The 13,264-nt window shown below is 37.0% G+C and carries 15 protein-coding genes; 13 read left to right on the top strand and 2 right to left on the bottom strand.

Annotation, left to right across the window (positions count from 1 at the left end; all coding sequences use genetic code 11):
* Positions 1 to 71: 71 nt before the first annotated feature.
* Positions 72 to 2,270, bottom strand: a complete 2,199-nt coding sequence (locus tag SJY37_RS08955) for an ATP-dependent DNA helicase RecQ (protein WP_298326337.1) — start codon at positions 2,268 to 2,270, stop codon at positions 72 to 74.
* A gap of 87 nt (positions 2,271 to 2,357) precedes the next feature.
* On the opposite strand from SJY37_RS08955, the gene SJY37_RS08950 reads away from it, so the two are divergent.
* The 6 genes from SJY37_RS08950 (at position 2,358) to SJY37_RS08925 (ending at position 6,461) form a co-directional block, all read left to right on the top strand.
* Positions 2,358 to 3,323 (top strand): SIS domain-containing protein, encoded by a 966-nt coding sequence (locus tag SJY37_RS08950; protein ID WP_298326341.1) that lies wholly within the window; start codon positions 2,358 to 2,360, stop codon positions 3,321 to 3,323.
* Positions 3,323 to 4,162, top strand: a complete 840-nt coding sequence (gene tatC / locus SJY37_RS08945; RefSeq protein ID WP_298326344.1) for a twin-arginine translocase subunit TatC — start codon at positions 3,323 to 3,325, stop codon at positions 4,160 to 4,162. Before SJY37_RS08950 ends, tatC begins: the two co-directional genes overlap by 1 nt.
* A gap of 67 nt (positions 4,163 to 4,229) precedes the next feature.
* Positions 4,230 to 4,586 carry a carboxymuconolactone decarboxylase family protein gene (locus SJY37_RS08940; RefSeq protein ID WP_298326347.1) on the top strand — a complete coding sequence of 119 codons (357 nt, stop codon included), beginning with the start codon at positions 4,230 to 4,232 and terminating at the stop codon, positions 4,584 to 4,586.
* Positions 4,587 to 4,601: 15 nt separating this feature from the next.
* Positions 4,602 to 4,787: a hypothetical protein gene (locus tag SJY37_RS08935; protein WP_298326350.1), complete on the top strand. Its 186-nt coding sequence runs from the start codon at positions 4,602 to 4,604 to the stop codon at positions 4,785 to 4,787.
* Positions 4,788 to 4,809: 22 nt separating this feature from the next.
* A complete protein-coding gene (gene lptB, locus SJY37_RS08930) occupies positions 4,810 to 5,550 on the top strand; it encodes an LPS export ABC transporter ATP-binding protein (protein WP_035334263.1) in 741 nt (246 codons plus the stop codon).
* A gap of 65 nt (positions 5,551 to 5,615) precedes the next feature.
* A complete protein-coding gene (locus SJY37_RS08925) occupies positions 5,616 to 6,461 on the top strand; it encodes a phosphatase PAP2 family protein (protein WP_298326357.1) in 846 nt (281 codons plus the stop codon).
* A 1-nt stretch (position 6,462) separates the two neighbouring features.
* On the opposite strand, the gene SJY37_RS08920 is transcribed toward SJY37_RS08925, so the two are convergent.
* Complete coding sequence (locus SJY37_RS08920) at positions 6,463 to 6,837, bottom strand: MotA/TolQ/ExbB proton channel family protein (protein WP_298326363.1); 375 nt, start codon at positions 6,835 to 6,837, stop codon at positions 6,463 to 6,465.
* A gap of 273 nt (positions 6,838 to 7,110) precedes the next feature.
* Between SJY37_RS08920 and SJY37_RS08915 the strand changes: the two genes are divergently transcribed.
* The 7 genes from SJY37_RS08915 (at position 7,111) to SJY37_RS08885 (ending at position 13,070) form a co-directional block, all read left to right on the top strand.
* Entirely contained in the window at positions 7,111 to 8,160 is a 1,050-nt protein-coding gene (locus SJY37_RS08915; RefSeq protein WP_298326366.1) for a sensor histidine kinase, read from the top strand.
* Entirely contained in the window at positions 8,160 to 8,858 is a 699-nt protein-coding gene (locus tag SJY37_RS08910) for a LytTR family DNA-binding domain-containing protein (RefSeq protein ID WP_298326369.1), read from the top strand. Before SJY37_RS08915 ends, SJY37_RS08910 begins: the two co-directional genes overlap by 1 nt.
* Positions 8,859 to 8,976: 118 nt before the next feature.
* Complete coding sequence (folE, locus tag SJY37_RS08905) at positions 8,977 to 9,678, top strand: GTP cyclohydrolase I FolE (RefSeq protein ID WP_298326372.1); 702 nt, start codon at positions 8,977 to 8,979, stop codon at positions 9,676 to 9,678.
* A 117-nt stretch (positions 9,679 to 9,795) separates the two neighbouring features.
* Positions 9,796 to 11,280: a cysteine--tRNA ligase gene (gene cysS / locus SJY37_RS08900; protein WP_298326374.1), complete on the top strand. Its 1,485-nt coding sequence runs from the start codon at positions 9,796 to 9,798 to the stop codon at positions 11,278 to 11,280.
* Positions 11,280 to 11,534 (top strand): membrane protein insertion efficiency factor YidD, encoded by a 255-nt coding sequence (gene yidD / locus SJY37_RS08895; RefSeq protein WP_298326377.1) that lies wholly within the window; start codon positions 11,280 to 11,282, stop codon positions 11,532 to 11,534. Before cysS ends, yidD begins: the two co-directional genes overlap by 1 nt.
* Positions 11,535 to 11,647: 113 nt before the next feature.
* A complete protein-coding gene (gene lgt / locus SJY37_RS08890) occupies positions 11,648 to 12,586 on the top strand; it encodes a prolipoprotein diacylglyceryl transferase (RefSeq protein WP_298326380.1) in 939 nt (312 codons plus the stop codon).
* Entirely contained in the window at positions 12,573 to 13,070 is a 498-nt protein-coding gene (locus SJY37_RS08885) for a DUF192 domain-containing protein (RefSeq protein ID WP_108878154.1), read from the top strand. Before lgt ends, SJY37_RS08885 begins: the two co-directional genes overlap by 14 nt.
* Positions 13,071 to 13,264 lie beyond the last annotated feature (194 nt).

Raw genomic sequence — 13,264 nt, 5'->3', positions numbered from 1 at the left:
GAATGATTTTTAATTAATCACGCTTTCGCGAAAGCGTACTTAAAACCAAATACATCTCATATAATTACAATTTAATTTGCCACCTCGCTCATGAATTTAATTCTATACAAACGCAGCTCCTCATCTTCATAGTCCCCATCAAATTCTTCCATGGCAACTTCGATTTTATCTGTCTCTGCCTCCATAAAATAATCATGCAATTCCTCTTGCTGATCCTCGTCAAGTATATCGTTAATCCAGTAATCTATATTAAGACGCGTACCGCTAAAAACGATCGCCTCCATCTCTTTAATGAAGTCTGCCATATCCTTACCTTTTGCAGAGGCGAGGTCATCCAGTGGTAATTTGCGATCTACGTTTTGGATAATGTATAATTTTAATCCACTATTCGCTCCTGTACTTTTTACAACAAGATCATCTGGTCTTAAAATTTCATTATCAGAAACATATCTATCAATAAGCGCTACAAATTCTTTTCCGTATTTCTTTGCCTTACCATCACCTACTCCATGTACGTTACCCAGCTCTTCAACACTTACAGGGTATTTAATAGACATATCTTCTAGTGAAGGATCTTGAAAAACCACAAATGGTGGCACATCAAGTTTCTTTGCTACTTTTTTACGCAAGTCTTTAAGCATTTCTAGGAGCTTCTTATCGGCTCCAGCTCCTGCTTTTTGAGCAGATACTATTGCATTATCAGTATTTGCATCAAATACATGATCATCTGTCATCATAAATGAGACAGGGTTCTCTATATAATCTAGACCTTGTGGTGTCATTTTTACAACGCCATAAGTCTCAATGTCCTTCTTTATATATCCTGCAACTAGAGCCTGACGTATAAGGGCAAACCAGTATTCTTTTTTCTGATCATGACCTATACCGAAAAATGGCTGCTCATGAGTTTTATGCGAACTGATAATAGCATTTTCCTTTCCTCTTAACGTAAGAACAATCTCTTTACTTTTATAGATCTCGTTAGTATCTCGTATTACAGATAACACTTTTACAAGTTCCTCTTTTGCCTCGTGTTGCTTTTTAGGATTACGCATGTTATCATCAAGCATCCCTCCTTCTCCAGTGGCGTTATCAAACTCCTCTCCAAAATAGTGAAGTATAAATTTACGTCTAGACATACTCGTCTCTGCAAAAGCTACTACTTCTTGAAGTAAGGCATGACCTATTTCCTGTTCGGCAACGGGCTTGCCACTCATGAATTTCTCAAGCTTCTCTATGTCCTTATATGCATAAAAAGCAAGACAATGTCCTTCTCCTCCATCTCTTCCCGCTCTACCAGTTTCTTGATAGTAGCTCTCTATACTTTTAGGAATGTCATGATGTATAACAAATCTTACATCTGGCTTATCAATTCCCATCCCAAAAGCTATGGTAGCAACCACCACATCCACATCTTCCATCAAGAACATATCTTGATGCCTCACTCGTGTTTTTGCATCGAGTCCTGCATGATATGGCACCGCTTTAAGTCCGTTTACTTGCAATGTTTGTGCTAACTCCTCTACACGCTTACGTGCGAGGCAATATATAATACCACTCTTACCTTCATTTTGCTTCACAAAACGAATAATATCTGCATCTACTTGTGCCGTTTTAGGTCGCACCTCGTAATATAGATTAGGTCTATTAAATGACGCCTTAAAAGTGTTTGCATCTGTAATCCCTAAGTTTTTAAGAATATCCTCTTGCACTTTTGGAGTAGCAGTAGCGGTAACCGCTATAATTGGGATATTATCACCTATCCTACCTATAATCTTACGTAGGTTACGGTATTCTGGTCTAAAATCATGTCCCCACTCTGAGATACAGTGTGCTTCATCTATAGCTAAAAAAGAAACAGTAACTCCTCTTAAAAACTCGACGTTTTCTTCTTTAGTAAGTGACTCGGGAGCCACGTATAAGAGTTTTGTTACTCCATTAGTAATATCTTCTTTTACTTTTTTTATCTCTCCTTTAGTAAGCGAGCTATTAAGTACATGAGCTATGCCCTCTTCTTGAGATATACCTCTAAGTGCATCTACTTGGTTTTTCATTAATGCTATAAGTGGTGATACCACAATAGCAGTTCCCTCTGCAATAAGTGCAGGTAACTGATAACATAATGATTTTCCACCTCCTGTGGGCATAATCACAAAACTGTGATTACCACCTACGATGCTTCTTATAACTTCTTCCTGCAGACCCTTGAACTGACTAAAGCCAAAATATCTTTTAAGTTCTTCGTGTAAGTCTATTTGCCTTGTCCCCATATGTATTCAAATACATTTTTACATACCTTTGTGTTTTCTAAAGATAGTAATTTCCGCACGTTAAACAAATCATAACAAAACCCAGTTTTGAACAACTTCCAGCAAATCATTGCTAGCGCACAGAAAACCATTCATATTGAGCAAACTGCGATTGCAAATCTCAGTTCATTAATAGACGAAGAATTTGCACAAGCAGTACAAGCCATCTATAAATCTAAGGGCAGAGTGGTCATTACTGGCATAGGCAAGAGCGCAATTATTGCTCAAAAAATCGTTGCAACCTTAAATAGCACAGGAACTCCTGCTTTATTTATGCATGCAGCAGATGCTATTCATGGAGATTTAGGAAGCATATTAATAGACGACATCGTTATCTGCATCTCAAAAAGCGGAAACACTCCAGAAATCAAGGTTCTAGTGCCTCTTATTAAAAAGACGGAGAACACGCTGATTGCAATTACTGCAAATAGAGATTCTTTTTTAGGTAAAGAAGCAGACTATATTTTACATGCCAACACAGAAGAGGAAGCATGCCCTAACAACCTCGCACCTACTACAAGCACAACTGTACAGCTAGTGCTAGGTGATGCTGTAGCAGTTGCCTTGCTAGATTTGAGAGGATTTACAGAAAGTGACTTTGCACGATACCACCCTGGTGGTGCACTAGGCAAGAGACTATACCTTACCGTTAATGATATTTGCTCGACTCACGAAAATCCACAAGTAACTCCAGATGCAAGTATCAAGGAGGTAATCATTGAGATTACTAATAAAATGCTTGGTGTAACCGCCGTTGTGCTCAACGGAGTTATCCAAGGAATTATAACAGATGGCGACTTGCGTCGCATGCTCTCAAAAAATGATTCACTTGACGGTCTTACCGCTGCTGCAATCATGAGTGCTACACCAAAAACAGTACGTCATGATGCCATGGCGATTGATGCAAAAGAAATTTTAGAAGCACATAACATCACCCAGTTACTAGTTGAAAAAGACGGAAACTATGCTGGCGTGGTGCACATACACGATCTTATAAAAGAAGGAATCGCATAATGGCAAAGAAAGTAAAAAAACATCCAGATGAGATGTCCTTCCTTGATCACTTGGAAGAATTAAGATGGCACTTAATAAGAGCTACGCTTGCTGTAGTTATCATAGCTACAGTTGCTTTTATATTTAAAGGAACGCTTTTTGAAATTGTTTTTGGACCTCAAAATCCAGACTTCGTTTCTTATGACATACTCTGTAAAATCTCTCAATTTTTTGGAGCAGAAAAAGGATGTATTGCAGATGGCGATATGGACTTTATCATCCAGAGTAGAAAAGTAGCTGGTCAGTTTAGCGCAGCTATATGGACTTCTATCATGGCAGGAGTTGTAATAGGTTTTCCATATATATTGTATGAATTTTGGAAATTTATATCTCCAGGACTCTATGAAAATGAGCGTAAATCTAGTAAAGGCTTTATTGTAGTTGCCTCTTTTCTATTCTTTCTAGGAGCAGCATTTGGATACTTTGTGGTAGCACCACTATCTATTAATTTCCTAGCAACTTTTAAGATATCTGATGCAGTTCAAAATGAATTTGATATCGACTCATTTATAGGTCTTGTAAGGGCTTCAGTGCTAGCATCTGGATTAATATTTGAACTACCTATCATTATGTACTTCCTTACTAAAATAGGGCTTGTCACCCCAGAATTCCTTAAAAAGAATCGCAAGTATGCATTAGTTATTGTATTAATTTTGGCGGCAATTATAACGCCTCCAGATATTTCAACGCAAGTAATCGTTGCCGTACCTATCATTATATTATATGAAGTAAGTATTTTTATTTCTAGAGGTGTTATCAGAAGAGAAAAACGCCGACTCAAGAAGGAAGGACTTGCATAACATCACTTAACTAATATTCATTTTTAACGCTTTCGCGAAAGCGTAATAACCACTACTCCCCGCAATTATGAGCAATATAATAGACGACTTTAATAGTTACCGTTCTACAATGAACGATAAAATCCTTGCCGATAATAATAAAATCGTCAAGCGTATTTTTAACCTAGATACCAATGCCTTTTCTGAAGGCGCATTAAATAAAAAGACTAAAGAGCTTTTAGGTCTTGTAGCCTCTACCGTTTTAAGATGTGATGATTGTATAAAATATCACTTGGAAAGCTGTCACGATGAAGGCGTGACAAAAGAAGAAGTAATGGAAACATTAGGCATAGGAACCCTAGTGGGTGGTACTATTGTAATACCTCACCTGCGCCGTGCTTATGAATTTTGGGAAGCACTAGACGAGAGAAAAGCAGGTAAATAATGTAAGCTGTGTGTAATGATGAGATTTTTAAAAAAAAATTTTGTAACCGTCTTCATTACACACAGTCTTGTACTCAATGCTTTTGAATATTTTAGTAAACAAGAGATAAGCTGGTTTGGTAATTTATTTCAAGGTTTATTTTTTGGTCTTATAATGGCTTTTACTTTTACACGTTATAATAAGACTAGAACAGAGGATTAAACAATTTGTATATTTACCTATTATGAAACTACGCGCTGAAAATTTAATGAAATCCTATAAAGGCCGACAGGTGGTTAAAGGAATTTCTGTAGAGGTAAATCAAGGAGAAATAGTAGGATTACTAGGCCCTAACGGAGCTGGAAAAACTACTTCCTTCTATATGATAGTAGGTCTTGTAAAGCCTAATGGTGGAAATATCTACCTGGAGCAGCAGGATATCACAAAGTACCCGATGTACAAACGCGCCCAGAATGGGATAGGTTACCTCGCGCAAGAGGCTTCTGTTTTTAGAAAACTAAGCATCGAGGATAATATATTAAGTGTACTACAACTCACAAAGCTTTCAAAGAAAGAGCAACTTCATAAAATGGAGGAACTCATAGAAGAATTTAGCTTAGGGCATATACGTAAAAGTCGTGGTGATTTACTTTCTGGAGGTGAACGACGCCGTACAGAAATTGCAAGAGCACTAGCGACCTCTCCCTCTTTTATATTACTGGATGAGCCTTTTGCAGGTGTGGATCCTGTTGCAGTAGAAGATATACAGCGCATCGTAGCACAGCTTAAAGATAAAAATATAGGAATACTTATTACCGATCATAATGTCCAAGAAACACTTGCCATTACAGATCGTACTTACTTAATGTTTGAAGGAAGTATCCTTAAACATGGAGAACCAGAAGAACTTGCAGCAGATGAGATGGTACGTAAAGTATATTTAGGTCAAAACTTTGAGCTACGCAAGAAAAAACTATTTACCTAGTTTACCATTAAACCAACCATAGCGTGAGTTTTCTAGTCAATCTCACACACTAAATTATCATCCTCTTGAAAACGACCTTTACCATCATACTCGTTTGTTTCCTTTCTATTTTTTGCAAAGCACAAACCCCTATTCCTTCTCAAACTCAAGACACCTTGAGTATTTTAAAACTTGCAGTGTATGACACTAAAGTAATGCTTAAAGGTATAGGTCACGCATATACGGGACCACTACGATGGAAAAAAGATGACTGGATTGTAGCTGGTACGATTGCTGGAGGAACCGCATTACTCTATTTTGTAGATGATGATGTGAACAGTTTTTTCACAAAAAGAAGTGATGACTTACCAGGAGTACTAGACGAGGCTGGAGAACGAGGCGGTAGTCCGCAGGTGATCTATGGACTGACGGCTGGAACTTATTTATTTGGGTTATTTACTAAGAATCAAAAGGTACGCAGAGCAGGAGCTTTAATGACATCATCTGCAGTGACGGCTGGGCTTTTACAAACTCTTCTCAAAGCCTCAGTAGGTAGAAGTAGACCTAAGAACGGCGAAGGTAAATTTGCATTTAACCCTTATAGTGGTATGCCAGGTTTTAGATCATTCCCTTCTGGGCACACTATATTATCCGTTACGATGGCGCATGCAATTGCAAAGCAATTTGATAACACGTGGGTAAAAGTGGGCGTGTACGCCTTAGGATCTATTGCACCTCTGCAAAGACTTTGGGGAGGAGCGCACTGGCTTACAGATGTTGCACTTAGTGCAGCATTAAGTATCGTTATTGTAGATTCTATAGATAACTATATGAACAAAAGTAACGTCTATCCCGACGGAACTAAGAAGAATAAAATCACTTGGAATTTTAATGTAGGTCTAGGTCGTGCCGGGATATCAGGTACTTTCTAAATTATACTTTAGTTCGCTCTTCTTGTTGTGCTTTTACAGTAAGCACCAACATAGACAACCTACCAATCACAAAGGTAAAGAGACCAAATAGCGTACAAAGCAATGCTACTTTAAGTCCGCCTGCCATCATGGGTTGCGATATATTACCGCTTCCTTCTATGGCATCAAAAGCTGTAATTAAGCCCAAGGTAGAACCTAGAAAGCCCCACATCATTGCAAATAAACTAAGGTGACCTATAATTTCTGAAGTTGCTCTCTTAGCTCTTTTTCCCATGAGAGAAATTACAAGCAAGGCAAGTATAGCAAGAATTACTATTAGAATAGGGTACATAAATAATGGCCCTCCTTCATTCATGCGGTCAATTAATTGTGACATAATTTGTAGTGTTAATGGTTAAAAATACTATTTGATATTAAATGATTGAACATAACATGCTGGGCAAGTTATTCGTAAACGTTTACGAGGCAAACATATAAATGAATTACAACGCTCATTAATATACTCGACCAACTTCCATTATAACACACATTATAACTTAATAAGCCTTTTAAGTGGTTACTAGCTTGGTGAAAATGTTATTCCCATGATGAATCTCGTCGTTCACCTCAAAAAATCAAATCGTTCTTATATTTTTCTCATCTTTGGAAAATGCATGAATTCAAGCTTAAAAATCTTGCGCTTATACCATTACATATTATACTGTGGATAATCGTATGGCTATTTTACATTTACTTTTTTAGCTATGCAGCAGCAAATGAAGAATTTGTATTATACTTTGCAACGAGTCTTTTGCCAATAACGATTACCGTCACTTATATTATTGCTTACTATTTAATTCCAAGATTCTTGCTTGAAAAGCGATATCTACTGTTTAGCACCTACTTACTCTACACCATAGTTGGTTCGCTATTTCTTATTATCATTATCACTTTTATCAACTTCATATTTTTATCTAATTATGATATGAAGCAAATGCCATTACTCACCCGTAATTTTCTATTTGTATTTATACTTGTTTATATAATTGCTGGACTAGTATCACTTGTACAAGTACTGCGATACAACTACAAGGCGATTAATCGCAATACAGTTTTAGAAAAGAAACTTCTAGAAGGCCAACTCACCCTTAAAGAGAAAGAACTTTATTACTTAAAAGAGCAAATTCATCCTCATTTTCTATTTAACACACTCAACACCATTTATGGAGCTGCACTAACGGAGTCTAAAGATACTCCTGACTTAATTTTAAAATTGTCTAATCTGCTCGACTATACTCTTAATCAAATTGAGAAAAAAACTGTCGCAATCTCTGAGGAGGTGCTCTACATATCATCTTACATAGGACTTGAACAAGTGCGCTTTAGAGACACATTAAAAGTTTCATTCTCAAAAAAGATAGATAGCGATATACAAGTCCCGCCAATGTTATTTATTGCGTTTATTGAAAATGCGTTTAAACATGGCAGTCCGCATGACAGTATATTACACATTGAAATATCTCTTGAAGTCAGTGACATACAGCTACATTTTTCTATAAAAAATACAATCAAAGAAGATTCCTCTCCAAAGGAAAATCACGGACTAGGAATGCAAAATAGTATTAAAAGGTTAGAAACCTTATATCCAAACGCTTATGCTCTTAACACCCACACTTCAAAAGGATGGTATTACCTTGAGCTAATTATCAACATAAACTAATGGAAACTTATCAAGCAATTATTATAGATGACGAGCCCATGGCTCGTGAGATTTTAGAAAATCATCTTGCTAAAATAACTCAAGTAAATGTAGTTGCTGTTTGCAAAAATGCAACCGAAGGCTTCAGCGCTCTAAGTAAGCATGATGTTAATCTCGTCTTTCTAGATATAAATATGCCAGAGGTTACCGGACTTATGTTTGCCAAGGCAATCCAAGGAACTACAAAAATTATTTTCACTACTGCTTATCGAGAATATGCCGTAGAAGGCTTTGATTTACAAGCGGTAGATTACCTACTCAAACCTATATCTCTTGAGCGATTAATGAAAGCTCTACAGAAATTTTATAAGGAAGCAAGTCCAAAAATTGAAAGGACCAATCAAGAGACCTTTACCTTTTTTCGTTCTGACCGTAAAATGATAAAAGTAGATTTCGACCATATACTATACATAGAGAGCATAGGTGATTACTTGAAGATACACACCACAAATGACGTTATCGTCACTAGAGAAACACTACTTGCCACTCTAGCAAAACTACCCGCTACCCTATTTTTGAGAACCCACAGATCATATGTGGTTGCAATAAGTAGTATTGAAAGTTTTACAAACGAGCATATTAATATTAATAATAAAGCAATTCCTATCAGCCGTAGCTACCGTGACCAAGTACTTAGCACATTAAACCGCATAAAATAATGTAGTTTATTATGTACCTTTGCAAGCCTTAAAAAATCATTACGACAAAGATTAAAAAGGTGCTTATTATGCTTTCGCGAAAGCGTAATAAATTCCATTAAAAGGATTGCAGATTACTATGAAAACAGATTTAGATAGAGGAATACAAGTAGACGACGCTAGTCTTCTCAATGAAGAAATAGGCGATAATCACGTTGCTACAAGTGCTATTACACCATTGCGTGATGATGCTTTTGAGATGAGTAACGCAGATAAAATGGCGAGCATTCAAGAAGATGTTGCACATATTATGCAAACACTAGGTCTTGATATGACTGATGATAGCCTTAAAGGCACTCCTAAGCGTGTGGCAAAAATGTTTGTAAACGAGATCTTCTCAGGTTTACATCCAGATAATAAACCTAAGGTTTCCGTTTTTGATAATAACTACAAGTATGGAGAGATGCTTGTAGAAAAAAATATTACAGTGTACTCTACCTGTGAGCATCACTTACTACCTATTGTAGGTCGTGCACACGTGGCTTACATTTCTAACGGAACTGTTGTAGGTCTTAGTAAAATGAATCGCATTGTAGATTATTATGCAAAGCGTCCTCAAGTACAAGAGCGCCTTACTATGCAGATTGTGCAAGAATTACAACGCGCAATGGGAACAGAAGATGTAGCCTGCGTTATAGATGCAAAACACCTTTGCGTAAATAGTAGAGGAATAAGAGACATCGAAAGTAGTACGGTTACTAGCGAGTTTGGCGGTAAATTTAAAGATGCTGCTACACGCAGAGAGTTTTTAGATTACATCAAGCTAGATACAGATTTTTAAGAAGCTACAACTTGCTTATCAATACTTATAAAAAAGCGGTTTCTTTTTAGTTACCGCTTTTTGAGTTTTACAATTAAGATATTTACCTTCGTCACACACACATAAATAGCACATAAAATGCCATTATACCAAGATCAAGAACTTACAGTTTACAATTCCCTTTCGGGAAAAAAGGAACTTTTTAAACCCCTTCTTGAAGGATATGTAGGCATGTACGTTTGTGGACCTACCGTATATAGCAACGTACACTTAGGTAACGTACGTACTTTTATGAGTTTTGATATGATTTTTAGATATCTCAAGCACCTTGGATATAAAGTGCGATATGTGCGTAACATCACAGATGCTGGTCACCTTACAGATGATGCAGATCAAGGAGAAGATAAGATTGCAAAAAAGGCGAGATTAGAAAAAATCGAACCTATGGAAGTTGTGCAGAAATACACACTAGACTTTCATGATATTCTCAATAAATTCAACTTCTTACCTCCTAGTATTGAACCTACAGCTACAGGTCATATTATCGAGCAAATGGAAATCATTAAGAAAATCATAGATAATGGTTATGCTTATGAAAAAAATGGCTCTGTATATTTTGATGTTGTAAAGTTTAATAAAGACCATGAGTACGGTAAACTTTCTGGCCGCAAGCTAGAAGATATGATTGCAAATACTAGAGCTCTTAACGCGCAAGATGAAAAAGAGAACCCTCAAGACTTTGCACTCTGGAAGAAAGCAGAACCACAGCACATCATGCGCTGGCCTAGTCCTTGGGGAGATGGCTTTCCAGGATGGCACTTGGAATGTACTGCTATGAGCACAAAATACTTAGGAGACCAGTTTGACATACACGGTGGAGGTATGGATTTAAAGTTCCCTCACCATGAATGTGAGATTGCACAAAATGAGGCAGCCCTAGGTACCGAACCTGTGCGCTACTGGCTTCACGCAAATATGCTCACTCTCAACGGACAAAAAATGGCCAAAAGCACCGGGAACAGTATTAATCCTGGGGAGATATTCTCTGGAGATAGCGAGCATCTTTCTAAAGGATTTGCTCCTAGTGTTGCGAGATTTTTTATACTTCAAACAAGCTATCGTAGCATCATGGATTTTTCTAATGACGCTTTACTTGCTAGTGAGAAAGGATTTCATAGACTCATGGAAGCACTCAAAGTAGCAAAAAACCTTACGGTTTCTAAGGAAAGTAGCTTTGATGTGACAGCATGGAAGCAATCTTGCTACAATGCCATGAATGATGATTTTAATACACCTATTCTCATCGCACAACTTTTTGAAGCTGTCAAGCAAATCCATTTAATAAAAGATGGCAAGGCGACAATCACAGCCGAAGATTTAAAACTTCTACTAGAAACTCTTGAAGCTTTTGTTTTTGACGTTTTAGGACTTGAGGATAATAACGCTTTCGCGAAAGCGGACGATTCAAAACTCAATGGAACCGTTGAACTACTAATAAAGCTGCGCAAAGAAGCTAGAGAAAACAAAGATTTTGCCTTAAGTGACAAAATACGCGACGAACTTATTGAACTAGGAATACAGCTTAAGGATAGCCGAGAAGGCACAAGCTTTTCGGTAAACTAATGGCTTCTATCAAGAAAATAACCATTGCTCCATTTTTAGGAATCATCTGGTTTTATCAAAAATTCATCTCTTCATGGACGCCAAGCTCGTGTCGCTATAGCCCTACTTGCTCAAGTTACACAAAAACGGCACTAGAAAGACACGGACTTATCACTGGAGGCTGGTTATCTATCAAAAGAATATTTTCTTGCCACCCATGGGGCGGTGAAGGATATGACCCAGTTCCCGAAAAAGAAGAATTAAATAATACATAAAGACTTTTAGTATCTGCTATTAAGGTTTTAAATTGCTTATTGAAAATAAACAACACACTCGATCTACAGTGGAAACACTAACTAATGATCTGAGTAGCTAACAATCCCAATATATGCTTGCATTAAAATTTACATGGAATCCAATATCAGGACTTGACCTAGGCTTTATTACCATCCATTTTTATAGTTTAATGTTTGTAGTTGCATTCTCATTAGGTTTTTACCTGATGAAGAAGATGTTCATCCGTGAAGGAGTTGCTATTGAAAAATTAGACAGTCTATTTATTTATGCCGTAGTCTCTATTCTTTTAGGAGCACGACTAGGTCACGTATTCTTTTATCAAACTGAATTACTTTGGGAAGATCCGCTGTCTGTATTATTACCTTTTAGGTTTGTTCCAGAATTTGAGTTTACTGGGTTTAGAGGACTTGCAAGTCACGGAGCAGCGATTGCTACTATTTTTGGATTATACCTGTACAATAAGAAGGTATTGCATAAATCGGTTTTATGGATCTTAGATCGCGTAGTGATTACTTGTGCGTCTGGAGCTGTGTTTGTGCGTATAGGTAACTTTTTGAACTCAGAAATGGTAGGAAAAGTTACAGATAGCAACTTAGGAATTCAATTTGTTCAAGACGAAATTTCTGAACGCCGAGCGGTATCGCTTACTAACATCCCAAATCCAGCACAAGCGTACCAAGCACTTACAAGCGACCCTCAATTTGCAGACGTTATAAGCACCATTCCCTTTAGATATCCTGGACAGCTCATGGAGGCTTTTGGCTATGTATTTGTATTCCTAATCTTATTTATTCTGTATTGGAAGACAGATGCTCGCAAGAAGTCAGGGTTCTTATTCGGCCTATTCTTATTACTTCTAATGGGCGTACGTTTTATAGTAGAAAACTTTAAACGTGAACAGGTAGAGAATCGTGAAGATTGGATTTTTAATCTAAACACAGGTCAGGTATTGAGTATACCTTTTATAATAATAGGCCTATACTTTGTAATAACATCATTTACTAAAAAAACATCTTATGAAGCTTCGTAACGCTGCTTATATTTCGCTTTTCTCACTTCTAATTGCCGGAGTGAGTTGTAAAGAAAACACAAATACTGATAGTATTATATCTATCGAAAAACCAGCTTTTAATAAAGAGGGAGAGCTTACACTCATAAAAGCTTCTGGACAAGTAATACGCACTATAGATATAGAAGTAGCAGACACAGCGTACGAGCAGGAAGTAGATCTCAAGAATAGAGATAGACTTAAGTCGCACCAAGGAGTTCTTTTTCTATACCCACAAGAAGAGTTAAGAGGATATTATATGACAGATATTAGGTTTCCTCTAGACCTTATACACATCAATGCTAGTAATGAGATTGTAAGTTTTTCTGAAAACACTACACCTTTGGATGATAAGACATTCTTACCATCACAAGTACCTTCTCAATTAGTTTTAAAAATTAATGGCGGCCTATCTGAAGAGTGGGTTATTGAGGTAGGAGATCGCGTAGAATGGAAGCTTCTTTAATATAGTCCAACAGTATCTTAAGTTAACACAGAACCCTCTATACAGAGGGTTTTTGCTTTTACAGACTATTTATTAAGTAAATCTATTCATTCACCGCGTAGATAACGCTTTTATGCTACAAAAAGAGCCATACTTTGCCTCTTAGGTAACCACAGCAAGCTCGTATTATTAACAAAGCGTATTTCTTAATCAAA

The sequence above is a fragment of the Dokdonia sp. R78006 genome (genome assembly GCF_042466145.1).
Lineage (GTDB): Bacteria > Bacteroidota > Bacteroidia > Flavobacteriales > Flavobacteriaceae > Dokdonia.
This window is presented reverse-complemented; position numbering and strand designations above follow the sequence as displayed.

Bases quoted from the DNA above. Each gene is read 5' to 3' on its own strand.
- SJY37_RS08955 (WP_298326337.1), bottom strand. From the start codon at position 2,270: ATGGGGACAAGGCAAATAGACTTACACGAAGAACTTAAAAGATATTTT.
- tatC (WP_298326344.1), top strand. From the start codon at position 3,323: ATGGCAAAGAAAGTAAAAAAACATCCAGATGAGATGTCCTTCCTTGAT.
- SJY37_RS08940 (WP_298326347.1), top strand. From the start codon at position 4,230: ATGAGCAATATAATAGACGACTTTAATAGTTACCGTTCTACAATGAAC.
- SJY37_RS08935 (WP_298326350.1), top strand. From the start codon at position 4,602: ATGATGAGATTTTTAAAAAAAAATTTTGTAACCGTCTTCATTACACAC.
- lptB (WP_035334263.1), top strand. From the start codon at position 4,810: ATGAAACTACGCGCTGAAAATTTAATGAAATCCTATAAAGGCCGACAG.
- SJY37_RS08920 (WP_298326363.1), bottom strand. From the start codon at position 6,837: ATGTCACAATTAATTGACCGCATGAATGAAGGAGGGCCATTATTTATG.
- SJY37_RS08915 (WP_298326366.1), top strand. From the start codon at position 7,111: ATGCATGAATTCAAGCTTAAAAATCTTGCGCTTATACCATTACATATT.
- SJY37_RS08910 (WP_298326369.1), top strand. From the start codon at position 8,160: ATGGAAACTTATCAAGCAATTATTATAGATGACGAGCCCATGGCTCGT.
- folE (WP_298326372.1), top strand. From the start codon at position 8,977: ATGAAAACAGATTTAGATAGAGGAATACAAGTAGACGACGCTAGTCTT.
- cysS (WP_298326374.1), top strand. From the start codon at position 9,796: ATGCCATTATACCAAGATCAAGAACTTACAGTTTACAATTCCCTTTCG.
- yidD (WP_298326377.1), top strand. From the start codon at position 11,280: ATGGCTTCTATCAAGAAAATAACCATTGCTCCATTTTTAGGAATCATC.
- lgt (WP_298326380.1), top strand. From the start codon at position 11,648: ATGCTTGCATTAAAATTTACATGGAATCCAATATCAGGACTTGACCTA.
- SJY37_RS08885 (WP_108878154.1), top strand. From the start codon at position 12,573: ATGAAGCTTCGTAACGCTGCTTATATTTCGCTTTTCTCACTTCTAATT.